General features: G+C 69.5%; 22 protein-coding genes and 1 pseudogene. 13 read left to right on the plus strand and 10 right to left on the minus strand.

Features of this window, described 5'->3' with window-relative positions; translation table 11 throughout:
* Window positions 1–250 precede the first annotated feature (250 nt).
* Together ACT3UF_RS10700 and ACT3UF_RS10705 are read right to left on the minus strand one after the other, a co-directional pair.
* Window positions 251–979, minus strand: coding sequence for a response regulator (locus tag ACT3UF_RS10700; protein WP_441443792.1), 729 nt, complete (start codon window positions 977–979; stop codon window positions 251–253).
* The gene (locus ACT3UF_RS10705) at window positions 976–2,337 is read right to left on the minus strand and encodes a sensor histidine kinase (RefSeq protein ID WP_441443793.1); all 1,362 of its coding nucleotides are present in this window, start codon (window positions 2,335–2,337) and stop codon (window positions 976–978) included. Before ACT3UF_RS10705 ends, ACT3UF_RS10700 begins: the two co-directional genes overlap by 4 nt.
* A 103-nt stretch (window positions 2,338–2,440) precedes the next feature.
* Here ACT3UF_RS10705 and ACT3UF_RS10710 point away from each other — a divergent pair, with 103 nt between their 5' ends.
* The 5 genes from ACT3UF_RS10710 (at window position 2,441) to ACT3UF_RS10730 (ending at window position 6,770) form a co-directional block, all read left to right on the plus strand.
* Window positions 2,441–3,187 (plus strand): GAP family protein, encoded by a 747-nt coding sequence (locus tag ACT3UF_RS10710; protein ID WP_441443794.1) that lies wholly within the window; start codon window positions 2,441–2,443, stop codon window positions 3,185–3,187.
* 102 nt (window positions 3,188–3,289) lie between these two features.
* Window positions 3,290–3,421, plus strand: coding sequence for a hypothetical protein (locus ACT3UF_RS10715; protein WP_441443795.1), 132 nt, complete (start codon window positions 3,290–3,292; stop codon window positions 3,419–3,421).
* Window positions 3,418–4,464: a substrate-binding domain-containing protein gene (locus ACT3UF_RS10720; RefSeq protein WP_444608321.1), complete on the plus strand. Its 1,047-nt coding sequence runs from the start codon at window positions 3,418–3,420 to the stop codon at window positions 4,462–4,464. Before ACT3UF_RS10715 ends, ACT3UF_RS10720 begins: the two co-directional genes overlap by 4 nt.
* 5 nt (window positions 4,465–4,469) lie before the next feature.
* Window positions 4,470–5,750, plus strand: coding sequence for an alpha/beta fold hydrolase (locus ACT3UF_RS10725; RefSeq protein WP_444608322.1), 1,281 nt, complete (start codon window positions 4,470–4,472; stop codon window positions 5,748–5,750).
* A gap of 81 nt (window positions 5,751–5,831) precedes the next feature.
* Entirely contained in the window at window positions 5,832–6,770 is a 939-nt protein-coding gene (locus ACT3UF_RS10730; protein WP_442332711.1) for a hypothetical protein, read from the plus strand.
* A 437-nt stretch (window positions 6,771–7,207) separates the two neighbouring features.
* Here ACT3UF_RS10730 and ACT3UF_RS10735 read toward each other — a convergent pair whose 3' ends face one another.
* Window positions 7,208–8,158, minus strand: coding sequence for a ribokinase (locus tag ACT3UF_RS10735; RefSeq protein WP_442332712.1), 951 nt, complete (start codon window positions 8,156–8,158; stop codon window positions 7,208–7,210).
* Window positions 8,159–8,360: 202 nt separating this feature from the next.
* Between ACT3UF_RS10735 and ACT3UF_RS10740 the strand changes: the two genes are divergently transcribed.
* Both ACT3UF_RS10740 and ACT3UF_RS10745 read left to right on the plus strand, forming a co-directional pair.
* Window positions 8,361–9,746, plus strand: coding sequence for an exo-beta-N-acetylmuramidase NamZ family protein (locus ACT3UF_RS10740; protein WP_444502445.1), 1,386 nt, complete (start codon window positions 8,361–8,363; stop codon window positions 9,744–9,746).
* Window positions 9,747–9,759: 13 nt separating this feature from the next.
* On the plus strand, window positions 9,760–11,523 hold the full coding sequence (locus ACT3UF_RS10745; RefSeq protein ID WP_444502446.1) for a glycoside hydrolase family 3 protein: 1,764 nt from the start codon (window positions 9,760–9,762) through the stop codon (window positions 11,521–11,523).
* 11 nt (window positions 11,524–11,534) lie between these two features.
* Here ACT3UF_RS10745 and ACT3UF_RS10750 read toward each other — a convergent pair whose 3' ends face one another.
* Window positions 11,535–11,924: a tautomerase family protein gene (locus ACT3UF_RS10750; protein WP_441443802.1), complete on the minus strand. Its 390-nt coding sequence runs from the start codon at window positions 11,922–11,924 to the stop codon at window positions 11,535–11,537.
* Between the two features lie 42 nt (window positions 11,925–11,966).
* Window positions 11,967–13,223 (minus strand): MFS transporter, encoded by a 1,257-nt coding sequence (locus tag ACT3UF_RS10755; protein WP_442332894.1) that lies wholly within the window; start codon window positions 13,221–13,223, stop codon window positions 11,967–11,969.
* 145 nt (window positions 13,224–13,368) lie between these two features.
* Between ACT3UF_RS10755 and ACT3UF_RS10760 the strand changes: the two genes are divergently transcribed.
* The 4 genes from ACT3UF_RS10760 (at window position 13,369) to ACT3UF_RS10775 (ending at window position 16,108) form a co-directional block, all read left to right on the plus strand.
* A complete protein-coding gene (locus ACT3UF_RS10760; RefSeq protein WP_441443804.1) occupies window positions 13,369–13,932 on the plus strand; it encodes a helix-turn-helix domain-containing protein in 564 nt (187 codons plus the stop codon).
* 99 nt (window positions 13,933–14,031) lie between these two features.
* Complete coding sequence (locus tag ACT3UF_RS10765) at window positions 14,032–14,439, plus strand: GNAT family N-acetyltransferase (RefSeq protein WP_441443805.1); 408 nt, start codon at window positions 14,032–14,034, stop codon at window positions 14,437–14,439.
* 37 nt (window positions 14,440–14,476) lie between these two features.
* Window positions 14,477–15,361, plus strand: coding sequence for an aldo/keto reductase (locus ACT3UF_RS10770; protein ID WP_444502447.1), 885 nt, complete (start codon window positions 14,477–14,479; stop codon window positions 15,359–15,361).
* Between the two features lie 249 nt (window positions 15,362–15,610).
* Entirely contained in the window at window positions 15,611–16,108 is a 498-nt protein-coding gene (locus ACT3UF_RS10775) for an FBP domain-containing protein (RefSeq protein WP_444502448.1), read from the plus strand.
* 11 nt (window positions 16,109–16,119) lie between these two features.
* On the opposite strand, the gene ACT3UF_RS10780 is transcribed toward ACT3UF_RS10775, so the two are convergent.
* The 5 genes from ACT3UF_RS10780 to ACT3UF_RS10800 all read right to left on the minus strand — a co-directional run bounded on the left by ACT3UF_RS10780 (window position 16,120) and on the right by ACT3UF_RS10800 (window position 22,947).
* Complete coding sequence (locus tag ACT3UF_RS10780; protein ID WP_444608323.1) at window positions 16,120–16,308, minus strand: hypothetical protein; 189 nt, start codon at window positions 16,306–16,308, stop codon at window positions 16,120–16,122.
* Between the two features lie 90 nt (window positions 16,309–16,398).
* Window positions 16,399–17,685, minus strand: coding sequence for an ISL3 family transposase (locus ACT3UF_RS10785; RefSeq protein WP_073884858.1), 1,287 nt, complete (start codon window positions 17,683–17,685; stop codon window positions 16,399–16,401).
* 333 nt (window positions 17,686–18,018) lie between these two features.
* The gene (locus tag ACT3UF_RS10790; RefSeq protein WP_073884835.1) at window positions 18,019–19,281 is read right to left on the minus strand and encodes an MFS transporter; all 1,263 of its coding nucleotides are present in this window, start codon (window positions 19,279–19,281) and stop codon (window positions 18,019–18,021) included.
* An 85-nt stretch (window positions 19,282–19,366) separates the two neighbouring features.
* On the minus strand, window positions 19,367–21,106 hold the full coding sequence (locus ACT3UF_RS10795) for an ABC transporter ATP-binding protein (RefSeq protein ID WP_073884834.1): 1,740 nt from the start codon (window positions 21,104–21,106) through the stop codon (window positions 19,367–19,369).
* Complete coding sequence (locus tag ACT3UF_RS10800; protein WP_444608324.1) at window positions 21,103–22,947, minus strand: ABC transporter ATP-binding protein; 1,845 nt, start codon at window positions 22,945–22,947, stop codon at window positions 21,103–21,105. The genes ACT3UF_RS10795 and ACT3UF_RS10800 overlap by 4 nt, the downstream gene beginning before the upstream one ends.
* A gap of 144 nt (window positions 22,948–23,091) precedes the next feature.
* Between ACT3UF_RS10800 and ACT3UF_RS10805 the strand changes: the two genes are divergently transcribed.
* Together ACT3UF_RS10805 and ACT3UF_RS10810 are read left to right on the plus strand one after the other, a co-directional pair.
* Window positions 23,092–23,796 carry a hypothetical protein gene (locus ACT3UF_RS10805; protein ID WP_073884832.1) on the plus strand — a complete coding sequence of 235 codons (705 nt, stop codon included), beginning with the start codon at window positions 23,092–23,094 and terminating at the stop codon, window positions 23,794–23,796.
* 280 nt (window positions 23,797–24,076) lie between these two features.
* A pseudogene (locus tag ACT3UF_RS10810) lies at window positions 24,077–24,292 on the plus strand (serine hydroxymethyltransferase); the annotation flags it as partial.
* Window positions 24,293–24,329: the final 37 nt, after the last annotated feature.

The raw sequence follows: 24,329 nt of genomic DNA on the forward strand, positions 1-24,329 counted from the left end.
CGCCCCCGGTCGGGGGAGCCCTGGGCGGGCTGGGGCGGGGCAGTCAGGTCACCGTTCGGTGCGGCCGACGGGCGTTGCCGACGACCTGGATAATTCTTTCAGGAGCGCACGTCTCCCCGTAGGGAATGTGCCGTACGCATCCCCCAACGCCGGTCCGCGCCACCGCATTCCCGGTGAGAGCATCCAGTTTTCATGACTTTCCTGGCGTCGGTCTCGCACGCCCAGATTCGCCCGCAGCCCCGCCCGCGGGTCAGCCGCGGTGCTGCCGCCACCACAGCGCCGCCTGCACCCGGGAGTCGAGCTGCAGCTTCATCAGGGCATGCGAGAGATGGGACTTCACCGTGGAGATCTCGACGAAGAGCCGCGAGGCGATCTGCTGGTTGGAGAGCCCCTGGGCGACCAGGGCGAGCACATCCTCCTCCCGACCGGTGAACACGGGCTCGGCGCTGGTCTCCGACCGCGGGCCCGACGCCGGACTCCCGCCGGCATCCATCGACGAGGGCGCCTGCTCCGATGCCGGAGCGGTCACCGACCTGTCCCGCAGCGCTCCGACCACAGCGCGGGTCGCCGCCGCGGAGAGCACCGCGTCCCCGCGGTGCACATCCCGCACCGCAGAGAGGATCCGCTGCGGATCCTCGGTCTTCACGAGATACCCGTCGGCCCCGGCCGCGAGCGCGCCGAGCACATAGTCATCCAGGTCGAAGCCGGAGATCACCAGCACGTTCGCACCGGTCTCGCGCAGGCGCGGGGTGATCTCGATGCCCGTCGCACCCGGCATTCGCACGTCGGTCAGCACCACATCCGGGCGGTGCTCCCGGGCGGCGGCCACGGCGGCGTCCCCGTCGGCCGCCTCGGCGACCACGGTGATGTCCGCAGCGGAGTCCAACAGCGCCACCAGGCCCGAGCGCACAGCGGGGTGGTCATCCGCGACCAGCACCCGGATCGGGGAACGGGCCGGCCGGGCAGCGGGAATGGTCATGAGCGGGACTCCTCGGGGACGGCACCGGGCGCGGTGTCGGAGGTGGTGCGGGGGGAGATCGTGGCCGAGTCGGAGGCATCCTCGCCGAGCGGCGCGGCAGCCTTCACCGGCAGCTCCGCGAGGACCCGCCAGACGCCGGAGTCCGCTCCCGCGCCGACCGCGCCGACCGCGCTGACCGGCCCGGACCTCGCGCTGCCACCCACAGCGGCGGCCCGGTGCGAGAGCGCGCCACGGCCCACGCCGGTGCCCGGCACCGACGCCTCCGATCGGCGGTTGCGCAGCTCGAGCACCACGGTCGCGGCCTCCACCCGGACGTCCAGCGTGATCGGGGCCTGCCCGTGGCGCACCGCATTGGTGACGGCCTCGGCGCCGATGCGCAGCAGCGCGGCCTGCACCGCGGGCTCGACCAGGGTGGGGTCGTCGACCGCGGGATCGATGCTGACCCGCGCCTCCGGATCGCGGCCGTACAGGCGGGCGGTGAGCGAGGGCCAGTCCAGGGTGACCTCGGGCAGAGCCCCGGACTCCGGGCCAGAGAGCATCCCGATCATCGAGCGCAGATCCCGCAGCGCGGCATGGGCGGAGTCCCGGGCGGTGTCCAGGGACCGGTCGCGGGCGGCGGGGTCCTCGAGGGAGGAGGCGAGGTTGGTGTGCAGGGAGACGGCGCTGAGGTGCCCGGCGATCACATCGTGCAGGTCGTGCGCGATGCTGCGCCGCTCGGTCTCCACCGCATGGGCGGCGCGGGTCGCGGCGAGCTCATGCTCGAGGCCCGCGAGCCGCTCGGCGGCCTGCCGGGCGCCGCGATGATGACGCACCTCCCAGCCCCACAGCAGCGGGGTGATCACCACGAGGACGGCGACCATCGCGAGGACGAACACCGCCTCGCCGGGGAGGCCGGAGAAGAGGACGGCCAGCATCCCGGCAGCCCCGAGCACGATCGCAGCCCAGGTGGTCCGTACCGCCAGGGGGCGGCTGCCGTGCATGACCGGATCGAACAGCGCCTCGAACAACAGGAAGTACGCGGAGATCTGCCCGCCCACCAGGATCTCCACGACACTCAGGGGCCCGGCGACGACGAGGGTGATCGCCGGCCGCTGGCGACGCCAGAGCAGGCTCGCACAGGCCACCAGCATCAGCGCGACCGACACCCCTGCTGGCCATTCCCGCCCCTGGAGCAGGAACCCGGAGTTCTCCGTGCCCGAGGCCGCCAGCAGCACGACGATCGCCGCATAGACCGCGACGACCAGCAGGTCCCGTGCCCCGATCGGGGGCTTCCCCTGGTCCTCGGAGGGCGCCGGCTCGAACAGCAGTGGGACCGCGCGTGCGGGCGAGCTGCTGCGCGGAGCGGGAGCATCGGTCATGGTGAGAGGCTACGTGGCCGCTCTCCGCACGTCGTGCTCGACCACCCCACTTCCTCCCAAGGGAGGAGGACTGCGCGGGGTCGCCGGCACCACCATGGAACCCATGGAATCACTGATGGATGTTGCGGGGCCGCTGGGCCTGCTGGTGCTCGCCCTGGTGGACTCGACCTCGATGGGCACGCTCGTGATCCCGGTGATCCTGCTGGTGGTGGGGGAGGGCGGGGCACGCCGCGTCGCCGGCCGCACACTGCTGTTCCTGGCGGTGATCGGGGTGTTCTACCTCCTGCTGGGCATCGCGCTGCTGGCCGGCCTGCTGCCGCTGATCGAGTCCTTCGGGCATCTGCTGGCCTCGCCACCGGTGATGGTGGTGCTCGCCGTGATCGGGGTGCTGCTGGTGGTCTACTCCTTCCGCATCGATCCCAAGGCGGTCGCGAAGCGCGGAGGCGACCCCGAGGCCTCCGCCCGGAAGTGGACCCGGCGCGCGCGCCACGCCTCCGGTCGGCCCGCAGTGCTGATCGGCCTGGCGTTGACCGCCGGCCTCATCGAAGCGGCCTCGATGATCCCGTATCTCGCGGCGATGGGGATCATCGTCGAGAGCGGTGTGGGGCTGGCTGGCGGCATCCCCATCCTGGCGGTGTACTGCGCGGTGATGATCGTGCCGGGCGCGGTGCTGTGCGGGATCCGCGCCGTGCTCGGGGATCGGGCCGACTCCTTCCTGGACCGCGCCCACGAGTGGGCGGTGAAGAACGCGACCAGCGCCTTCTCGTGGGCGGTCGGCATCATCGGCGTGATCATCGCGCTGAACACGATCGGCCCGGCGCTCACCTGGCTCACCGGCGGCGGGGCCTGACCCGCGCCCTCCGGCTCCGAGCCGGGAGACCGGCCGGTAGACTCCCAGGATCTGCTCATGGTCGCGGGCCTGCCGCGCGATGCACCGCGAGGGAAGGATCCGATGACGCACTCCGTGTCCTCGCCCCAGGCTGTCGCGGGGGCTGAGTTCGAACGCTCCGCCCAGGGCGTTCGCAGCCGTCGCGAGTGCTTCGAGCTCGCGGAACCCGCCTCCGAGGAGGCGTCCCCGCGATGAACGGCGATCCCCGTGGTCCCGTGCCCCGCAGCACCGTGACCCTGGCCGATGTTGCCCGGGCTGCCGAGGTGTCGCTCGCGACCGCCTCCTTCGTGCTCTCGGGCCGTGGCGGCTCCCGGTCGGCCGGTTCGGCGGCCACGAAGGCCAAGGTGCGGGCAGCCGCGGTCTCGCTGGGCTATGTCCCGAATCGTCACGCCCAGGCCATGCGCACCGGCCGCAGCGGCGGCATCGTGCTCGCCCTCGGCACCCTGGACGATCCCTGGGGCGTGCAGCTGACCACCCAGGTGCGGGACGATGCGCTCGTGCACGACCTCTCCACCCTGGTCCTGGCCGATGAGCGCTGGTACGAGTACCTGCTCGGCGCCTCCGCCGATGCTGCGCTGCTGACCAGCATCGACTTCGTGGAGAACGGTCCCAACCTGGTCCGCCGCCTCGCCGCCGCGACGCACAGCGGGCTCGTCGCCTTCAGCGCGAAGATGGAGCCGGAGGACTTCGACGTGGTCTCCTCCACGCCGTCCTTCGCGATCCATCGGGCCTATGAGAGGCTCCGCCCCCGCCACCGACGGGTCCGGATGCTCGCCCCCGACCTCAAGCGGCGGGCCGGCGGCGCCCTCGCCCATTCCCGCACCGGAGCCTTCCTCGACGCGGTGCGCGAGCTCGGCGACGGACCCGCGGAGGCGCTCGTGCACGTCGTCCCCGAGGGCAGCCACGAGACCTACCTCGCCGCGATCGAATGGCTGCAGGGGCCGGACCGTCCGGAAGCGGTCATCTGCTTCACCGGCTACCAGGCGGTGGCGCTGCATCTCGCCGCCGAGCGCGTGGGAGTGAAAGTCCCGGAGGACCTCGAGTTCATCTCCATCGGCGACGTTCCTGCGAACACCGAGTTCTTCGGCCCCATCAGCTACTACGGCGTCGACGACGTCTTCGCGCGGCTGTCGAGCATCATCATCGACCGCGCGATCGACCGTGAGGACGCTCCCGGTCGGCTCGTCACCTTCGACTGGGAGTTCTTCCCCGGCACCACCACCCTCGACGACGAATGAGCGACATGACCACCTGGACCCTGCCCGGCCTGCAGATGCGCGACCTGACCCTGACCGTCCCGTTGGATCATGCCGATCCCGCCGGTGCACAGATCGAGGTGTTCGCCCGGGTGATCGCCGAGGAGGGCGGGGAGGACCACCCCTACCTCGTCTACCTGCAGGGTGGCCCCGGCTCCGAGGCGCCCCGCCCGCTCTCACCCGGCTCCACCCCCTGGCTGCCCCGCGCCCTGCGCGAGCACCGGGTGGTGATGCTCGACCAGCGCGGCACCGGCCGCTCGACCCCCGTCGGCCCCGACACCGCGCTGCCCGAGGGAGCGATCCCCGGCGCCGCGACCCTGCGCGAGGCGACCGCCGCGCAGCAGGCGGAGTACCTCACCCACTTCCGGGCCGACGCGATCGTGGCCGATGCGGAGGCGCTGCGCGAGCACCTCGGGGTCCCGACGTGGTCGCTGCTGGGGCAGTCCTTCGGCGGATTCACCGCCCTGCGCTACCTCAGCGCCGCCGCGGGCAGCGTCGAGAAGGCCCTGTTCACCGGGGGACTGCCGACGGTGGGCCCCGATATGGATGCCGTCTACGCGACCACCTGGCAGGGCATGATCGGGCGCAGCGAGCGCTACTGGTCCCGCTTCCCGGGGGATCGCGACCGCTTCCGCCGCCTCGCCGACGCTGCTGATGCCGGGCGGCTCAGTCTCCCGGACGGCCAGCGGGTGGGAGTGGAGCGGCTGCGCCGCCTGGGCCACCTGCTCGGCGCCTCCCAGGGGGCGGAGCGACTGCACTACCTGCTGGACCTCGACCCCGCCTCCCCGGCCTTCGCCCATGACCTTGCCGCCGCACTGCCCTTCGGCGGCCGGAACCCCCTGTATGCGGTGATCCATGAGAGCTGCTGGGCCGACGGCACCGCCACCCGCTGGGCGGCGGACCGGACGATGCCGAACGAGGTGCGCGATGACCCGACCCTGCTGGGCGGAGAGCACATCCACCGGGATCTCTTCACCGAGGATCCGGAGCTCGCATTCTGGGCCGAGGCTGCGGAGATGCTGGCAGAGCACGACTGGCCGCAGCTCTACGACGCAGACGCACTGCGTCGCTGCACCGTCCCCGCCGCCGCCGCGGTCTATTACGACGACGCCTACGTCCCGCGCGAGTATTCGATGGCCACGGCCGCGCTGCTGCCCGGCCTGCGACCGTGGGTCACCAGCGAGTACGAGCACAACGGTCTGCGGGCCGGCGGCGAGGCGGTGCTCGACCACCTGCTCGACCTCGCCACGGGGCGCCGCGCCGCCTGAGCGCTGGCGTCGGGCGGCGAGCCTGCTGCAGGGTGCAGGACCACGCAGCGGCGGCGCAGCGCGTCCGGATACGATCCGGTCATGAGCGAGAGTCCTGCGGATCCCGGACCGGAGCAGACACCCAGAGCAATGCGCGCACCTCTGCGGCCATTGGTACTGGCTCGGCCGCTGAACGCACAGTGGCGATGGTGGGCCGTGGGCCTAGCACTCGCGCTGTACTTCGTGCGCTGGGGACCCTCGACGGTGCGTGCTGTCGCCTATCTGATCGAACCCACGGAACGTGCGGCCCCCACGGTGGGCTCCTCAATGCAGACAATCGTTGGATCAATGGCGTTAGCTGGTGCCGGCCTGATCGTGCTTTCTGTCGTTGCTGCTGCGACAGACACTCCCCGCGAACGCATCGGACTGGGCAGACGGCCCACGTATAGGAAGCGCACTGCGGTGCTCGTTTTCCTCACCGCATGGATGCTGGTCAACCTCACCCAGTGCTTTGGCGCCTTTGTGGTCAGCCTGTTTCCGTGGATGGCGGGACCGAGCATTGAGGAGCACCCGGTCTCCGACACATTTGCCGGTGCTGTCTTCGACACGATCGCCAGCGGCGTCGGTGGGGCGGTCGAGGAGGTGATCGTCCTTGCACTTCTTATCGTCGCTCTGCGCGCCGCACGCGCCCCATGGCCCGTGGTGTGCGTGGTCGCGGTCGTGCTCCGCGTCGTCTTCCACATCTACTACGGGCTCGGTACGTCCATCGGTATGATTATTTGGGCGGCAGGACTCGTCGGGCTGTACTACCTGTTCGGCCAGTTCATCCCGATCCTCCTCGCCCACCTGGCCTTCAACATGCAGCTCACAGCCGTCGCGTCGATCAACGAGTTGGAGGGCGGGCGGGGGGCGGCACTGGCGAATGCTGGCAGCGGCCTCCTCGACGTGGTGGTGATGGTTCTGGGCCTGCTCTGTGCCGCATTCATCTTCGTCCAGCTCGGGCGCAGTGACGGTATGGAGCTGGAGCGCGCGGCGGGGTGAGATCGCCTCCGCACGAGGCGCATCGGGTGTCGTGCACACACCGAAAATCTGTTACTTGCCTGCCGAGCGCATTGCCCGCATCACCATTGCGCTGATGGAAGGGCTGTAGCCCCAGTGGCTGCTCGATCCCGGGTTCGATATGGCCACGCACGCGCCCACGTCGAGGAGCTTAAGTGGCGCCGGGGCACCGGATACCGCTGAGGGCGCGCGCCTTCAGGTGGCGACCGCGAGCCGGAAGCACTTGTTCCCGCTTGCGTCCCTAGCGGCGGTCGAGGAGCGGGTCGCGACCCGGTACGGGGTGCAGTACGAGTCGTGGCATAGGTAGGAGCCGCCACGCAGCACCTGGCACGACTCCGGTGAGCGACCACGCCTGTCCGGTCGTCCGTTGGTCGCTGCACCACTCCCAGTTCCCGGCCCCTAATAGAAGCCGGTCCTGCTCATGTCCTCGTCCCTTCGGCCAGCAGCTCGCGGACCTCCTCGAGCCCCGGGATGCTGGGGGAAGCTCCGCGCCGGGTCACCGCGAGCGCTCCGGCCGCCCCGGCCCGCTCGATGGCCGCGACCAGCCCGTGCCCGGCCGCGAGCCCTGCTGCGAGATAGCCCGCGAAGGCATCCCCGGCCGCGGTGGTGTCCACCACCGTGACCGGGTGGGGTGCGAGGTCGTGCCGCTCTCCCGGCGTGACCAGCACGCTGCCCGCGCCCGCCAACGTGATCAGTGCGGCGCCCACGCCGCGGTCCAGGAACCACTGCCCGGCGCGCACCGCATCCTCCCGGCTCTCCACCGCGATCCCGGTGAGCAGCGTCGCCTCAGTCTCGTTCGGGGTGACCACATCGATCAGCGGCCAGATCTGCTCGTCCAGCTCGCGCGCCGGGGCGGGATCCAGCACCACGGTGAACCCGCGGGACCGTGCACCTCGGATCGCGTGCATGGTCGCGGCCGCGGGGATCTCCAGCTGGGTGAGCAGCACTCCGCCGGCGGGTGCGGCCTCCTCGAGCGCCGCATCGATCTGGGCCGAGCCCAGCGCATCGTTCGCGAGCGGCACCATCACGATGTCGTTCTCGCCGGCGCCATCCACCCGGATGTGCGCGATACCCGTCTGTCCCGGCACCTCGCGCATGTGCGCGAGGTACACCCCCGCGGCGGCCAGGCCCTCCCGCACCACCGGCGCGAACATGTCCTCGCCCACGCAGCCTACGAAGCGGGTCGCGGCCCCGGCGCGGGCGGCGGCCACGGCCTGGTTCGCGCCCTTCCCGCCCATCACCAGCGAGAACGAGTCGCCGAGCAGGGTTTCGCCGGGCCCCGGCAGTCGCGTGGAGAAGGTGGTCAGATCCACCGTGGCTGAGCCGATCACGAGCACCTGGCCACTCTGCTGACTGCTGCTGTCGGGCATCAGGTCTCCTTCGTCGCCTCCCACGGCGTCCACCGCCGCTCCGACCTCACGGTAGCCGGAACGCCACGCGGTCCCACATGGGGTGATGATGCAACCGGTGGTGACCCAGCACACAGGGTTGCTAGCGTGCATGCTCGTGCGCCCTTCTGCGGACCGCAGCTCCCGCGCGCGCACGATCCGACAACGATGACGGAGGTCCCTCGTGAACCAGGCAGCACCCAGAGAGCCAGCATCCGGACAGCCAGCACCGGCGGCCGACGACACGGCGCGACCCGCACGACGCCGTGTCCTCGCCACCTTCGGAGCGCTCCCCGCTGGGGCGGTCCTGGCCGCCGCCGGCACCGCCCACGCCGCCCCCGCCGAGCGAGGCAAGGGCAAGGGCAAAGGGAGAGGCGAGGGAAAGGGCGACTTCCGGCTCGGCATCGAGAACCTGCTGGATCCCGAGACGCTCGAGACCCTGCGCGGAGCGCGCGTCGGCCTGATCACCAATCCCACCGGCACCGACCGCGAGCTGCGCTCCACGATCGACCTGCTGGTCGCAGCGCAGGAAGGCGGCGGCTTCACGATGGCCGCGCTGTTCGGCCCCGAGCACGGGGTGCGCGGAGCGGAGCCGGCCGGCGGCTCCGTCGGCGACTACATCGATGAGAAGACCGGACTTCCCGTGCGCTCGCTGTACGGCGCGACGCAGAAGCCCACTCCGGAGATGCTCGCCGACGTCGACGTGCTGATCTTCGACATCCAGGACATCGGCACTCGCTTCTACACCTACATCTGGACCCTCTACTACGCCATGGAAGCCGCGGGCGAGAACGACAAGCGGTTCCTCGTGCTGGACCGCCCGAACCCGCTGGGCACCGACATCGAGGGCTTCGTGCTCGAGCCGGAGCTGTCGAGCTTCGTGGGGCTGCGCGAGATCCCGCAGACCCACGGCCTCACCGTGGGCGAGCTCGCCATGCTGTTCAACGGCGAGTTCCTCAGCGGTGCCACCAGCCTCGAGGTGATCGAGATGAGCGGCTACGACCCGGAGGATCCCGCCGCCGCGGATCTGCCCTGGGTGCTGCCCTCCCCGAACATCCCCACCCCGGACACCGCCGTGGTCTACGCCGGCACGGGCCTCATCGAATCGCTGAACATCTCCGAGGGCCGCGGCACCACCACCCCGTTCCTCTGGTTCGGCGCCCCGTTCATCGGGGAGGCGCAGATCGACGCCATCATCACCGACCTGCAGAGCGCGGAGCTCCCGGGCGTGCTGTACCGGCCGATGTTCACCACGCCCGCCTCCTCCAAGCACGCCGGCGAGTTCTGCGGTGGTCTGCAGCTGCACGTCACCGACGCCTCGGCGTACGAGCCGGTGCGCACCGGCATCCATGTGCTCGCCGCCCTGCTGCGCAATGTCGACGAGGTCGACTGGCGCGAGGGAGAGGACTGCCGCACCGAGGAGGACGTCTGCTGGATCGACAAGCTCTCCGGCACCAAGCGCACCCGCGCGATGCTCGAGGCTGGGGACAGCCCGGAATCGATCGTCGCCGCCTGGCGCCGCGAATCCCGCCGCTTCGACGCCACCACCCAGCGCTACCGTCGCTACTGAGCAGGAGCAGACCATGACCTCTCCCCATTCCCCTCTCAGCCGCCGCGCCTTCACCGCGGCCGCCCTTACCGGGGCAGGCGCCGCCGTCGCGCTGCCCGCCACCGCCCACGCCTCACCTGGGGGCGGCCGCGACGCCGCCCAGATCGACGAGCTCCTCGCCGACATGACCCTCGAGCAGAAGATCGGCCAGCTGTTCGTGGCCGTCGGCTATGGACCTACCGCCGATGCGCCGCATCCCTCCAATACGAGCTCCACGGGCGTGGACACCATCGCGGAGATCGTCCGCACCCACCACGTGGGCGGGCTGATCTACTTCGTCTGGAGCGAGAACCTCCAGGACATCGAACAGATCGCGACCCTCTCGAACGACGCCCAGGACGCCGCCCTCGACTCCGGCGGGATCCCGCTGATCATCAGCGCTGATGAGGAGCGCGGGGTGGTCTACCGACTGCCCGCCCCCGCGACACCGCTGCCCGGGCAGATGGCGCTCGGCGCCACCGGCTCCCGCGCCCACGCCCGCAAGGCCGGGGACATCGTCGGTGCGGAGATGCGTGCCGCGGGCCTCCACCAGGCCTTCTCCCCGGTGGTCGACGTCAACATCGAGGCACAGAACCCGGTGATCGGCGTCCGCTCCCTCGGCGCGGACCCCAGCGCGGTCGCCCGTCTCGCCGCCGCCCAGATCAAGGGCCTCCAGGGGGCGAACTGCTCCGCCGCGGCGAAGCACTTTCCCGGCCATGGCGACACCGCCACGGACTCCCATCTGGGACTGCCGGTCATCGACCACACCCGCGAGGAGCTCGACACCCTCGACCTGCCGCCCTTCGTCGCCGCGATCGCGGAGGGCGTGGACACCATCATGACCGCGCACATCGTGGTCCCGGTGCTGGATGACTCCGGGGTCCCGGCGACCCTCTCGCATCCGATCCTCACCGGTCTGCTGCGGGAGGAGCTCGGCTTCGAGGGGGTGATCGTCACCGACTCGCTCGCGATGGAGGGCGTGCGCACGATGTTCGGCGATGATCGGGTCCCGGTCGAGGCGATCCTCGCCGGCGCCGACCAGATGCTCATGCCGCCGGATCTCGTGGTCGCCATCGGCGGCGTGCGTGACGCGGTCGCGAACGGGGAGATCACCGAGGAGCGGCTGGATGAGTCGGTGCGGCGCATCCTGGCTCAGAAGCTGCGCCGCGGGCTCTTCGATCAGGTGCACGTGGACCCCGCGACCGCGGCCGACGCGATCGGGACCCCGCGCTCGGTGCGCACCGCCCAGAAGATCGCCGACGACGCCATCACGCTGATCACCGATGACGCCGGCGCGGTCCCGCTCGCCCGGGGTACGTCGGTGCTGGTCACCGGTGTGGGCGCCGCCGCGAAGATCGAGGTGGCCGCCCAGGCGCTCGAGGCGCACGGGCTGTCGGCGACCCCGCTGGCCGGTGCGACCCCGGAGCGGGCCGCCACCGCGGCGGCAGATGTCGATGTGGCGCTGGTGTTCACCTCGTCCTCCGGGTTCCGGACCCCCGCCTCCCAGGTGGCGATGGTGAGGGCGCTCGCCGAGACCGGCACGCCCGTCATCCACGTCTTGCTGCGCAACCCCTACGACGTGGTCCACGTCGGCGCAGTCGCCAGCTCGCTCGCCGCCTACGGGAACTCCGACTGCAACCTCGAGGCCGTCGCCGGAGCGCTCGCCGGGGATGTCAGCCTGCGCGGAACGCTCCCGGTCCCGATCCCCACGGCCGACGGCACGGGGGAGGCCTACCCGGTCGGGCACGGGCTGCGCTGAATCCAGGGTTCTCAGACCTCGACGCGGTATTCCAGTGCGAGGTCCGCAGCGTTGACCCCGCGGATGCCCCAGTTGACCTTCGGAGTCTCGGTCAGCGTGATCTCGACGCTGTGGGGATCGATGCCCACCGCCTCTTCCAAGTGGGAGAACAGCTCCTGGATCAGCACGCGTTTTGCGGCCTCGGAGCGACCTTCGAACAGCGAGATCTCGAGAATGGTGTAGTCCTCGCCGCGGTCCTCGGGGTAGACGAAGTCTGCGGGGTCGAGGGCGATGAAGCGGTGGAACCGCTTCTCGGCCGGGTAGTCGAGCGCCTGCATGACGGCGCCGTGGACCGCGTCGGAGATCGCTGCGCGTCGGCCGTCGAGAGAGGAGCGCAGGCCGTAGATGAGGACTTGTGCCATGGCTTCACTGTAGAAGGCGATCCTGGAGGTGGCTCGCCGTGCTCAGCGAAGCGCGGGCGGGGAATCTGCCGCGTCGTGTGCCCGGCTTTCAGCTGCCTCCCGAGCGAGGCGCCGCCGGCGGGCCCTCACCCAGCCCGTGGTGAACACCAGCCCGGCCACCACCATCACCGCCGTCATCAGCGCCATCACCACGGTGAAGGTCACCTGCAGGGTGACCAGCGAGAGCAGCGCGCTGGAGGTGATGATGCCCAGCGCATTCGCGGTGCGCAGCTGCGCGAACACCTCTGCGCGATGCTCGGGCGCGACCAGCTGGTCCAGCACCAGGGAGTAGTAGGTCGCCAGCGGAGCGAGCACCGCGCCGACCAGCAGTGCGCCGATCACCGTGGCGGCCACCGAGTTCCCGAAGCCGACGGCGGCCACGCCGAGCGCGGTGACCGCGAGCCAGGCGAGCACGGTGCGGCGCCGCGGCATCCGGTTGTGCACGCTCACCCAGATCCCGCCGACGATCGAGGACGCGCAGATCGCAACCGGGAACAGCACGCCCCAGGCCGCAGGCAGGCCGAAGGAGACCGCCATCGAGACCGCACCGATCTCGATCGCGGCGATTGCGGCGGCACTCGCCCCGCCGCACACCAGCCACAGCACGATCATCGGGGACAGGCGCAGCCGGGTCCTCCGGTGCTCGGGACCGGGTGCCGTGGCAGTGGCGATCCGCGGCAGCAGCACCATCGGCCCCATCCCCAGCACCACCATCGCCCAGGCCGCAGCCTGGGGTGAATAGCTGCCCAGCACTGCGGCGAGCACCGGGGAGGCCACGAAGGTGACCTCGTTGAGCGTGGCCGCGACGCCGAGCGCGCGCGGAAGCCGCCCCGCGGGCACCAGGTGGTTCAGCACCGCACGCAGATTCCCATAGGCGGCGCCGTTGACCAGGCCCGCGAGCGCCGCCCCTGCCACCACCAGCGCGAAGGGGGCATGGAGCCCCGCGAGCACCGCGATCCCGATCAGTGCGAGGGTGCGCAGCCCGATCAGCACCCGCAGGAAGGGGATCGGGGAGAAGCGTCGGCCCAGGCGCGTGATCGGCACCGCGCCGAGCACCTGCGCGATCGTCATCGCGAGCATCATCGCCGCACCGCTCGCGGCATCACCGGTCAGCGGCAGCGCGATCAACGAGAACGCGATCGGCGCCGCCGCCTGCGGCACCGCGAAGGATCCATAGGAGACGAACCAGCGCAGCAGCGCTCCGTCCGGCCGACGCACCGGGGTGCGCTGCACGGGGGCGACGGCAGTGCGTCCAGCCATGGGGGACCTCCTTCGAGGCGTCGATACGCAGGGGAGCAGGGGAGATGACCCCTCTGCGCAACATAATGCGCAACACCCCTGATGTGCAATATAGTTCCCGTCACCCTCGCTAGGATCGGACCTCCAGCACCATGAGGAGGACCGGATGAGCGGTGGGATGCGCCCTGCAGTCGTCGCGCAGCTCGGCGACCGGATCCGTGCCGCACGCCAGCAGCAGGACCTCAGTGTCGGCGCCCTCGCCGAGCTCAGCGAGGTCAGCCGCCGCATGCTCACCCAGATCGAGCTCGGCCAGGCGAACCCCTCGGTCGCGACCCTGGACCGCATCGCCGCCGGGCTCGGCACCACCTTCGCCGCCCTGATGGGAGTGGGGGCGGACGATGCCCCGGAGGGGGTCGAGGTCTGGTCCACCGACACGGGCAGCTGGGCGGTGCTGCTGGACGCCGTGGACACCGAGGCGCTCTCGGTCGAGACCTGGAAATGGAAGCTGCTGGGGGAGGACATCTACGAGGGCGGCGCAGGCATCCCGCTCCCCGGCCTGATGCACCATGTCATCGAGGGAGCGCTCGAGATCGACACCGGAGACGACGTCCAGGTCGTCGAGGCCGGCGGCTCCGGCCGGATCGCCACCGGCGGCGCCTACCGCTACCGGGCCCACGAGGGTCAGGCGGCGGTCTTCTTCAGCATCGCCCTGCTCGCACGCCGTCAGTAGGGTGGAGCGCACGCCGCAAGCTCTCGAGCTGGCTCGGGTGGGTCAGGGATTCTGCAGAACCCCTGACGGGGCGGGGTCGCACCCTGCACACTGAGTGCCATGGAACCCACAGATCCGCTCCGCTGCGCCTGGCGCGAGGCGATCGATGACCAGGAGCTCTCAGCGCTGCATTCCGCAGCCTTCGACCTCGAGGGCGGAGTCCAGCCGTGGAGCGAGCGGCTCGAGCGCTACTCGCTGGGCTGGATCACGGCACGGCGCGGCGAGACCCTGATCGGCTTCTGCAATGTGATCACCGACGGGGGCCGTCATGCCTTCCTGCTCGACGTGGTGGTCCACCCCGACCACCAGGGCACCGGGATCGGGCGCTCCCTGGTCCTGCACGCGATCGAGGAATGCCGCTCCACCCCGGTGCAGTGGCTGCACGTCGACTTCGAGGCCGACCTCGGCGACTTCTACATGGCCGACGGGCTCTTCCGGCGCACGACGGCCGGGATCCTGAAGCTCTGAACGCGGCGCCGCGTGGATCTGGGACTACGCTTACCGCATGACCACCCCCACCCGCCGCCTCGGCTCCTTGACCGTCTCCGCCCTGGGCCTCGGTGCCATGCCGCTGTCAATGGGCCGCGGTGAGCCCGCCCCACACGACCGTGCCATGGCCACCCTCCACGCCGCCCTCGACGCCGGCGTGACCCTGCTCGACACCGCTGACATCTACGCCCCCACCTGGGACACCATGGGGCACAACGAGAAGCTCGTCGGCGAGGCGCTGCGCAGCTGGCAGGGCGATCGCTCGAACATCGTCGTCGCCACCAAGGGCGGCATCACCCGCTCCGCGGAGGGTGGGGGTCGCGACGGCTCTGCCGCCTATCTCCGCTCGGCGCTCGAGAAGTCGCTGGCGAAGCTCGGCACGGACACGATCGACCTGTACTACTGGCACCGCCCCGACCGCAGCATCCGCTACGCGGACGGCGTCGAGGTGCTCGCCGCCTTCCAGCAGGAGGGTCTGATCCGGGAGATCGGCATCTCCAATGCGAACGTCGAGGAGATCGACGTGGCCCGCGACGTGCTCGGCGAGGGAGGGCTCGCCGCGGTGCAGAACGAGTTCTCGCCGACGTTCTTCCACACCAGCCGGAACGAGCTGCGCCACTGCGGCGAGCACGGCATCGCCTTCGTCCCCTGGTCGCCGCTGGGCGGCACCGGCGGCGGCGCCGGCGCGGTGGGCGAGCGGTTCCCGCAGATCCAGGGCATCGCCGAGGCGCACGGGGCCAGCCCGCAGCAGGTCGTCCTCGCCTGGGAGCTGTCCCTCGGCGAGCACGTGATCCTGATCCCGGGAGCCAGCCGCCCGGAGTCGATCACCGACTCCGCACGCGCCATGAACCTCGAGCTCAGCACCGAGGAGCTCGAGCAGCTCAACCAGATCATCGCCTGAGCTGAGCGTGCTCGGTGGCTGAGCGCTGCGCCTCTGTTCCGTTGCCACACCTGGAGCAGAGGCGTACCGTGGCCGCGTCCAGGACAGGAAGAGAGACGGCATGCGCACCACGCCTGCAGGAAGCGGGGCGGCCCACGAGGCCTGCTCGGCGTGAGCCGGCGTGCTCGCACGCCAGTCACCGCTGACCGTCATCTCCCGCGCCGGGACCCCGCTACCGGGGTGATCCCGTGCGCTCTTCGTGAGGACCCCATGCTCCCTCTGATCGCTTCCCAGATCCGCTCCAGCTTCGTCAACGCCACCAAAGGCGACGCTACTCGGGCCGAGCTGCCCGACCTCTCCACCGTGCGCTGGGAGGCCGTCGACTACCTCGGCTGGCAGGACGCCCGCAAACCGCAGCTGCACTATGTCGTGCTCGAGGTGGAGGCCGAGCCCGTCGGCCTGCTGCTGCGCGGCACCGGCCGCCCGCCGAGCCGCAAGATGCTCTGCGCCTGGTGCGAGGACGTCGTCGACGGCGTTCACGCGGCCTCGTTCGTGGCGCCCCTGGCAGGAGCCTCCGGCCGTCGCGGCAACACCATCGGTACCGCGATCTGCGCCGACTTCCGTTGCTCCCGCAATGTGCGCCGCGCCCCGGCGGCGTTCGAGCTGCGCACCGAGGACCCGGCAGTGCTCGCCTTCCATCGCGAGCAGCGCATCGCGGGCCTGCAGGAGCGCAGCGCAGGCTTCGCCCGCGCGGTCATGCGCGGCTGACCGCCCGCGCATCAGTCCAGGCGCACCACGACGTCCGCCCGGTCGCGGGTTGCCGCGATCAGGCGGGCGTTGTCCTCGTCGGGCCCGAGCGCCCACTCCCGGGCCGCTGCGACTGATTTCCCGAAGCGCTCATGCCGGGCGATCAGCCACTGGTGCCGCAGCTCCTCGGGCGCCTCGACGAACCACCGTGCATCCAGCATCCCGCGCACCTGCGCGAATGCTCCGAGCTCGGTCAGCAGGTAATTCGGCTCTTCGCGGTTCGTGGTGAATGACCCTGCTGTGGCGGGTATTCACGCTACGGTTCTCGCGGCGCTGGTGAGCAGGATACGCGTCCGGTAGTTCTCCGCGTTGCGGAATCCGCGGCCGGTGCGTTTGATGTTCTTGATGCCGGTGTTGCCCGCTTCGACCTTCGCGGTGGTTGCGCCGGTGACGATGAGGACCTCGATGGCGTCCCACCAGGTCACGACGGTGTCGTAGAGCTTCGTGGCCTCGGGCATGTTCGCGATCTGGACGAAGTAGCCCATCCGCATCCGCTCCTGCCAGGCCTGGGCGAGAGTGTCGGTGGCCAGCAGGCGTCGGAGCTGCTCCTTGATGCCCCAGGAGGCCGAGAGCTCGTCGGTGGGGTCGTCGGTGCGGAACACCCTCTCCAACCGCTCCCACGCCCTCGGGGTCAGGGTGTCGCCGCCGCGCAGCAGCAGCATCCGGTGGGCCCAGGCCGGGTCGTCCTTGCGGCCCCGACGACCGCGATGGGTGCGGGCCAGGCGCTGCCTGACGGTGGTGACCATGTCGTTCCCGAGCTTGACCAGGTGGAACTTGTCGACCGAGACCGCGGCGCGAGGCAGCCAGGTCCGCAGCGCCTTGCGGAACGCGGCCGAGGGATCGATCGCGACGATCTCGATCCGCTCCCGCCACTGCTCAGAGCGCTGCGCGAGCCAATCCCCGACGGCCCTGGAGTCCCGGCCGTCGACGATGCCGAGGACCTGCCCGGTGGCCAGGTCGACCAGCGTCGTCATCCACGGCTCGAACCGTCTCCAAGCGCCCTCGTCGGTGCGGAACCAGCGCACTGACCGGTAGCGGTGCTCATCGACCCCCAGACGCCTGACCCGCACGTCGTCGACGTCAGGCAGGACCACTGCGGCGGCGCTGAGGGCGGCCTGGACCAGCCACCACGAGACGCCGTGGGCCCGGGCCACCTCGGAGGCTGCACGGCCGGAACGGATCACGGCAGAGACGACCTGGTCCCGCAGTCGGGTCGTCGAGCGTGCGTATCGCGGGATCTGCTCGGTGGCCTCGGCGAACGTGCCCCGGGCACAGGCCGGCTCCAGACAGAACCAGCGCCGCTTGGCCCACACCACCACCGCTGCGCCAGCGACGGGAACGTCCCGGACCTGCTGTGACCGGCGGGAATGGACCTTCGTCGCCAGCACGCCGCAGGACGGACAGCCCGGCGGGACGGTCGAGGCGATCACCACCCGCCGGCCCCCGTCGGGCAGGTCGACGGCATCGATGACGCGGTAATTGGGCAAGTTGAAGATCGTGCTCGCAGCATCACGCTGCGAACCAGTACTCTCGTGCACAGGCTCGTGGTCCTCTGAGATTCGGATGTCTTGACAACACCCATCACAGCAGGACCACGAGCCGTTCTACGTCAACGACGCGACGCTCCCCATCACCACGAACCGGGAAGAGCCTGTTTAGGCAGGAAGTCACCAGTAGGCATTTGGCGCGAGACCGTACCGTCGAATTGGTGCGTGCCGGCCCTCGACCTCCTCGATCCGTGAGGAGCCAGGCTCATATGGAGGGCGAGTCTAAAGCTGTGATCCACTCCGATCGTGTCCCCAGCGTTCCTGGCTCGGCCACTCACCGAAGCAGGCTCCAGGCTCCCGGTGATGCCTGCCACGACGTTTGCCTCAACGTTCATGGCCGGCGTCCTGCGTTGGCACGTCCGAATTCGTCGCATCGCCTTCGGGCGGAGTCGGGATGCGTCGGAATCGGGGGTGAAGGAGAACGAACACGGAGACGATGGCCATGATGGCCGCGCCGACGATGATCGGCAGAGAGGTCCAGACGCCGTACAGGACGGTACCGGCGGTGGGTGCGACGACGAAGGTGAGACCCATGTTGGCGGCGATGAGCCCGGCCAGGCCTCCTTGTTCCTCGCGGGAGACCAACAGTGTTGGTCCGGCGGTGTAGCCGGGCATGGCGGTACCCAAGCCCAGGCCGATGAGGGCGATCGATCCGAAGAGGGCGACCGGCCCGGCATCGGGGATCAGCACGAGGAATCCGAGCAGCGCAACCACGCCGCCCACACGCAGCAGGGTGGCCGGGCCCCATCCCGTACTAGGAACAACGACTGTCTGGGCGAGGATCATGCCGATACCTGCGGCCAGGAGGGCCGCGCCGGTGAGCACTCCGGCTGTCTTCGCGTCCAGGTGAAGTCGGTCTTGGACTATGAAGCCCGTGACGATCTGGATGAACCCCAGGGCGGTGAACATGCCGAACCCGGCGAGCAGGAACGGCCACACCCGCGAGTCTGTCGGCCGGACGCTCGTAGGCTTCTCGATCAGTGTAGTGCGCGCCTCGGGGCGCAGCCGAAGGGCGACCAGCACGAGGCCGAGGGCGAGGAGCACCGGGACGGAGAGGATCGGGGCCATCAGCCCGAAAGCGGCGAGCAGGCCACCGACAACGGAACCGGCGATCTGAGCCACGCCCTGGACCGCGCCCACACCGGCCATGCCCTTGATCCGGGTGGTCTCATCGGTGGTGACATCAGCGATGTAGGCCTGCGCGGTTGGTTGGATAGCAGCAATGGCGGTGCCGAACCCGATACCGCGCAGCACGACGAACAGCGCGAACAGAACGGTGCCGCTGAGAGCGCCGATCATGCCGACCTGGGAGATCAGCGCGAAGGCTGCCGTCGCGATCGCACCGAGGGCCAGCGCCGCGAGGAGAACGCGTTTGCGTCCCAGCGACTGCGACCGGCGCCCCCATATCTGAGCCGTGAGCACCACCATGATCGCTGCTGTGCTGATGGTCACCCCGACCTGCCATTCGGCCAGGCCGACCTCGCGTGAGAGCGGGGCAATGATGGGGTTCAGCGTCATCTGCGCCAGGTAGGCCAGGAACACCGCCGTTAGCACCAGCTTGATCTGCGCGGGGTTGCTTGTCGTCATCCTCGGGGGTCCTTCAGTGCATCCGGGTCGGTCACGATGACGGCGTAGCATGTGTGCGCACACCGCGCTGTTCTCGCGTGTCGTTTCATGAGGCGTCGGTGGGGTGGGTGACGCGCCAGCCTTGGGCCCGTTCGCGTTCGGCCCAGAAGTCGGCGTACAGACCTGTGCCGGCGACGAGGTCGGTGTGGGTGCCGTGCTCCACGATCGCGCCGTCATCGAGGACGAGGATCTGGTCGGCTCCGGCGATCGTCGTCAGGTCGTGGCTGACGATCAGCATGGTTCGGCCTTCAGACAGTGCGGCCAGGCCGGCGTGGACGGCGATCGCGTTCTCCGGATCGAGCGATGCGGTGATCTCGTCGAGAAGCACGATGGGCGAGTCCTTGAGGAAGGCTCGCGCGATGGAGACGCGCTGACGCTCTCCGCCAGAGAGCGCGACTCCGGCCTCGCCGACCTGCGTGTCGAGGCCGTGGGGCATCCGGTCGATGATCTCGTCGACGCGGGACAGACGGATCGCCTCGCGCAGTTCGTCGTCAGTGGCCTCCGGGTTGCCGAAACGGATGTTGGCCTCGATCGTGTCATCGAGCAGGTAGACGTTCTGTTGGACCACCGAGAGCTGCTCCATCACGGTCTGTACCGGCAGCAGCCTGGCATCGACACCGCCAATGCGCACAGTGCCTGCGTCGGGGTCGAAGAACCTGGCGGCCAGCTGCAGGATCGTGCTCTTGCCCGATCCTGACGGCCCTACCAGAGCGGTAGTGGTTCCCGGGTGCGCCGAGAAAGTCACCTCGTGCAGCACTTGTCGACCCCCGGGATATGTGAAGTCGACGTGGTCGAAGGCGAGTTCTCCGGCCTGTTCGATGCTGTCTGTGCCCTCGGGTTGCGCGGGTTCGTCGAGGACATTGTCGATGCGATCCAGGTCGTGACCGGCGAGCCGGAGCGCGGAGCCGAGGTCGGCGGCGTCGATGAGTGGACCGGTGAAGCGTGCGGCGGCGAACAGCACCACGGCGGCGGTCGCCGCGCTCGCCGCGCCGGTGAGGGACTGCCACACGGCGATGACGATGACGGCGGCGAACATCAGCTGCACGGCGGTCGCGAAGCCGATCAGGCCGGGCAGGCTGGTGCGCAGCGAGCGGCGGGAGGCTTCCTGTTGGGCGCGGTGTGCTCTCGCCAGCATGCCGTTGCCGGCCTGATCGGCCCGGAATGCCCTCATCACCGGCTGGGCGCGAGTGAACTCCACGACGCGGCTGGCCGCCTCAACCGCCGCCTGGTCGATCTGATCGGCCGAGCGCTCAGCGAGCGCGGCCGCCCACCGGTACACCAGATACAGGAGTGGGGCGGCGATCAGCATCGTCAGCGCCACCGGCCAGTCGATGAACAGCAGCCCTAGCGCGATGGTCATGGGCGTAACGACGGCGGTCACCAGCGGCTGGATCAGGGTCGAGGCGGCCGTCCACACGGCGGTCGTGCCCTGGGAGACTGATTGCGAGAGTCTTCCGGTGCGATCGGAGGAGAACCAGCCCACCGGCAGCACGCCGAGGTGGTCGATGATGCTGCGGTGCAGGCCGCGCATCAGGGCGAGCCCGATCCGGGATCCCAGCACGCTCTGGATCGAGAATGCGATGCCCGCGATGACAGCGGCACCGATCACCGAGAGGATCCACGGCCAGCTCGCAGAAGCTTCACCTGCGAGCAGGTGGCGTAGTGCGGGGATCGCCAGCAGCAGCGCGACGCCCTGGAGGATCCCGTAGGCGACGCAGACGGTGAGGAAGGCGCGCATCTTCGCCCGGTCGTCCGATGCGAGGATCGGCAGCAGCTTGCGGATCATGCGGTCGTTCCTTCCTGGGCGTTCCACAGAGCGGCGTAGAGTCGGCCATGGTCCAGCAGTTCGTCATGGCGGCCGGTCTCGACGACCCGGCCGCCCTCGAGAACCACGATCTGGTCCGCGTCGGTGATCGTGCGCAGCCGGTGCGCGATGACGAGGACCGCACGGCCTGCGATCAGCGTTGACAGGGCGTCCTGGACGGCTGCTTCTGATTCGGGATCTGCGAAGGCGGTGGCTTCGTCTAGCACCACGATGGGAGCGTCAGCGAGCATGGCCCGTGCGATGCACAGCCGCTGGGTCTCACCGCCGGACGGAGTCACCTGCTCGTGCACGATCGTGTCGTAGCCATGCGGCATGGACATGATCACGTCGTGGATCTGCGCCGCTCGCGCTGCCGCCTCCACGGTCGCGTCGTCAGCGTCCGGGGCCGCTAGGCGCAGGTTGTCGCGCACGCTCATGCGCAGCAGAACGTTGTCCTGGAACACGAATGCGACTCGCCGGTAGATCTCTTCGGGAGCCGCGTGCCGCAGGTCGACTCCGCCGATCCGGATCGCACCGTCGGTGACGTCCCAGAACCGGGGCAGCAGCCGCGCCAGCGTGGACTTGCCGGAGCCCGATGGGCCCACCAGTGCTGTGACGGTGCCGGGTCGCAGTACGAGGTCGATGTCCGAGAGCACGTCGGTCTGCCCATCGTAGGAGAATCGCACGCCGTCGTACTCCACCACGGCACCCTCCGGGGTGCGTGGATGCGCGACCTGCGGTAGTACCGGGGTGCGGAGCAGGTCGCCCAGCCGCGCCGCTGCCGCGGTGGCGGTGCGCATTGCCTGCGCCCCGATCCCCATGTTCAGCACCGGTGCACCCAGTCCGACCCCGATCATCAACGCCAGCAGCACCTCGGCCGGCGCCCCCCACCCTGAATGGACGAACCAGGCCCCTGTCGCGAGCACCAGGGCGATCACCGTCGGCGGTGCCAGTACCGCACTCGCCAGCGCGTTGACGCGTAGCAGTGGTCCCATCCAGCGTTCGAAGAACACGGCCAGCTCGTCACCGACTGCGTGGTAGCGCTCCTGAGTGCTGCGCGTCCGGCCGAATGTCTTCACGACCGCGATGCCCTGCACGAACTCCACGATCCGGGAGTTCACCCGGCCCAATGCCTCGTCCCAGCGTGCCGCGTTCTCCGTGTTTCCGCGCATCATCACGCTCAGTCCGACGAAGTACAGCAGCACCGGCACCAGGCACACCAGGCCCAATCGCCAGTTGACGACGAACAGCAGTACGAATCCCGCGAGCGGGGCCACTATGGCTCCCACCAGGTCGTTGATCGCGTGTGCCACCAGATGATGCACGTCGTGCACGTCATCTTGCAGGCGGCGCTTCACCTGACCCGAGGAGCGTTCTCCGAACCAGCCCAGCGGCACCCGCCACAGCCGATCGGTCAATCGTTGCCGAAGCGCCTGGCCCACCGTTCCGTCCGCTCCGTGAGTGATGGTGTATGCCGCCCCTGTCGCGGCAGTGCGCACCAACACGCCGATCACGGCGATGACCGCCCACGCCCACACCACGTTCCCGCTCGCGCCTGCCGGCTGCAACAGTTCCTCGACGATCCGATAGATCGCGACATACGGCACCAAGGACGTCAGCGCGCCAAGCGCTTGGAACGCCCCCGCCAGGATCAGCCGCCCACGCACCGGAGCGAGCAGCGAGCCGAGGCTCTTGTCACTACCAGCGGCTCTCGTCTCGGGCTCAAGCGTATCCGGCGCCGACTCGGATTGAGCGTCGGGCAACACAGCCTGAGTAGCGGTCGCATCATCGGGCATGAGCCATCCTTTCAAGCATCCACTCATCGACGGTCTGCACGGTCCCCGATCGCGGGCCCTGTGCAGTGCACAAATCTTTGAAGTGAGTGTACCCTTACCCGGCGCGTTTGTTCAACGGACAACTACGCCGGGTATCGTGGTGGCACGACACTCCGCGGATGGGAGCCGAGCATGACAAAGCCGAAGGCAAAGAAGAGCAAACGCCAGCGCGGACCGCGCACCGCCGCGGACGAAGCCCCCTTGACTACAGAGCAGATCATCGAAGCCGGAGTCCGCCTCACAGCCGCCCGCGGCCTAGCCGGGTGGTCCACTCGGGACCTCGCGAAAGAGGTCGGCTGCTGGCCGACGGCGATTGCGCACCGCGTCGGCCCACGCCACGAGGTCGACCGCGTCATCGTCGACGCCGTCATGTGCTCAGTCGACTTACCGTCACCAGAACTCTCGTGGCGACCGTGGTATCAGCAGCTCCTCACCTCGCTGCACGACACACTGTCTGCGCACCCCGGCGTCGCCCGCTGGCTCGGCATGGCCGCCACGACCGTCCCTGCGGCGGTGCTGATGATCGATACCGGGGTCAGCAAGCTCGCTGAGGCCGGCTTGGGCGACGAAGCACCCGCCGCACACATCATGCTATTGAATACCGCCGTGCACCTGATCGCCTCCGAAGACGAGCGAGATGTCGACCCCAAGCTTCAGGACGCGATCCTCGCAAGCCTCGGCATGTTGTCCGAGGACAGTCAGCATCCAGGGGCGGCAATGTTCGCGGACACGCTCGCCCATGCCTTTGACCTCGATAGGCTCTACAACTACGCAGTCGAGCGTGCACTCGACGGCGTCGCAGCCCGCATTGCGACGAGACAGCCGATGAAACCATAGGCAACATCTCATTAGGGTAGCCTCACCTAAAGGCATCGGGTACACTAGCACCGATCGATAATTTGTGCACTGCACACCTGGCATCGGATTGTCGGTCCTACCCGGCGCGGACACCCTCCCCAGGCGGATCTCCGGTCACCCGCGCTTGCCGAGCCCATCGGAGGTGATTGCCTTGTCCGCGACAGACAGCACTGACGCCTGGCCGCCGGACTCCGATGAGTCCCTTCGGTCAACTCGCAGAGCGTCGCCGCCAGCGCACAACGATCTCGACGAGTCACTGATGGACGCAGACCCCCAGCTGCACACCCTCGTGTCGGAGGAAATGTCACGTCAGCGGCAGACGTTGGAGATGATCGCATCGGAAAACTTCGCGCCAGTCTCCGTGCTTCAGGCGCAGGGTTCGATACTGACAAACAAGTATTCCGAGGGATATCCGGGCCGTCGCTACTATGGCGGATGTGCCCATATCGATGAGATTGAACGTCTCGCGATTGATGGCTCTTCCCGGTTCGTGGTGATGGGGAGCGTCGCGT

Origin of the sequence: Brachybacterium sp. AOP24-D1-21 (genome assembly GCF_052378665.1) — a bacterium.
GTDB lineage: Bacteria > Actinomycetota > Actinomycetes > Actinomycetales > Dermabacteraceae > Brachybacterium.

Excerpts from the sequence above, each read along its gene's own strand:
- ACT3UF_RS10700 (WP_441443792.1), bottom strand. The coding sequence starts at position 979 with ATGACCATTCCCGCTGCCCGGCCGGCCCGTTCCCCGATCCGGGTGCTG.
- ACT3UF_RS10705 (WP_441443793.1), bottom strand. The coding sequence starts at position 2,337 with ATGACCGATGCTCCCGCTCCGCGCAGCAGCTCGCCCGCACGCGCGGTC.
- ACT3UF_RS10710 (WP_441443794.1), top strand. The coding sequence starts at position 2,441 with ATGGAATCACTGATGGATGTTGCGGGGCCGCTGGGCCTGCTGGTGCTC.
- ACT3UF_RS10715 (WP_441443795.1), top strand. The coding sequence starts at position 3,290 with ATGACGCACTCCGTGTCCTCGCCCCAGGCTGTCGCGGGGGCTGAGTTC.
- ACT3UF_RS10720 (WP_444608321.1), top strand. The coding sequence starts at position 3,418 with ATGAACGGCGATCCCCGTGGTCCCGTGCCCCGCAGCACCGTGACCCTG.
- ACT3UF_RS10725 (WP_444608322.1), top strand. The coding sequence starts at position 4,470 with ATGACCACCTGGACCCTGCCCGGCCTGCAGATGCGCGACCTGACCCTG.
- ACT3UF_RS10730 (WP_442332711.1), top strand. The coding sequence starts at position 5,832 with ATGAGCGAGAGTCCTGCGGATCCCGGACCGGAGCAGACACCCAGAGCA.
- ACT3UF_RS10735 (WP_442332712.1), bottom strand. The coding sequence starts at position 8,158 with ATGCCCGACAGCAGCAGTCAGCAGAGTGGCCAGGTGCTCGTGATCGGC.
- ACT3UF_RS10745 (WP_444502446.1), top strand. The coding sequence starts at position 9,760 with ATGACCTCTCCCCATTCCCCTCTCAGCCGCCGCGCCTTCACCGCGGCC.
- ACT3UF_RS10750 (WP_441443802.1), bottom strand. The coding sequence starts at position 11,924 with ATGGCACAAGTCCTCATCTACGGCCTGCGCTCCTCTCTCGACGGCCGA.
- ACT3UF_RS10755 (WP_442332894.1), bottom strand. The coding sequence starts at position 13,223 with ATGGCTGGACGCACTGCCGTCGCCCCCGTGCAGCGCACCCCGGTGCGT.
- ACT3UF_RS10760 (WP_441443804.1), top strand. The coding sequence starts at position 13,369 with ATGAGCGGTGGGATGCGCCCTGCAGTCGTCGCGCAGCTCGGCGACCGG.
- ACT3UF_RS10765 (WP_441443805.1), top strand. The coding sequence starts at position 14,032 with ATGGAACCCACAGATCCGCTCCGCTGCGCCTGGCGCGAGGCGATCGAT.
- ACT3UF_RS10770 (WP_444502447.1), top strand. The coding sequence starts at position 14,477 with ATGACCACCCCCACCCGCCGCCTCGGCTCCTTGACCGTCTCCGCCCTG.
- ACT3UF_RS10775 (WP_444502448.1), top strand. The coding sequence starts at position 15,611 with ATGCTCCCTCTGATCGCTTCCCAGATCCGCTCCAGCTTCGTCAACGCC.
- ACT3UF_RS10780 (WP_444608323.1), bottom strand. The coding sequence starts at position 16,308 with ATGCTGGATGCACGGTGGTTCGTCGAGGCGCCCGAGGAGCTGCGGCAC.
- ACT3UF_RS10790 (WP_073884835.1), bottom strand. The coding sequence starts at position 19,281 with ATGACGACAAGCAACCCCGCGCAGATCAAGCTGGTGCTAACGGCGGTG.
- ACT3UF_RS10795 (WP_073884834.1), bottom strand. The coding sequence starts at position 21,106 with ATGATCCGCAAGCTGCTGCCGATCCTCGCATCGGACGACCGGGCGAAG.
- ACT3UF_RS10800 (WP_444608324.1), bottom strand. The coding sequence starts at position 22,947 with ATGAGTGGATGCTTGAAAGGATGGCTCATGCCCGATGATGCGACCGCT.
- ACT3UF_RS10805 (WP_073884832.1), top strand. The coding sequence starts at position 23,092 with ATGACAAAGCCGAAGGCAAAGAAGAGCAAACGCCAGCGCGGACCGCGC.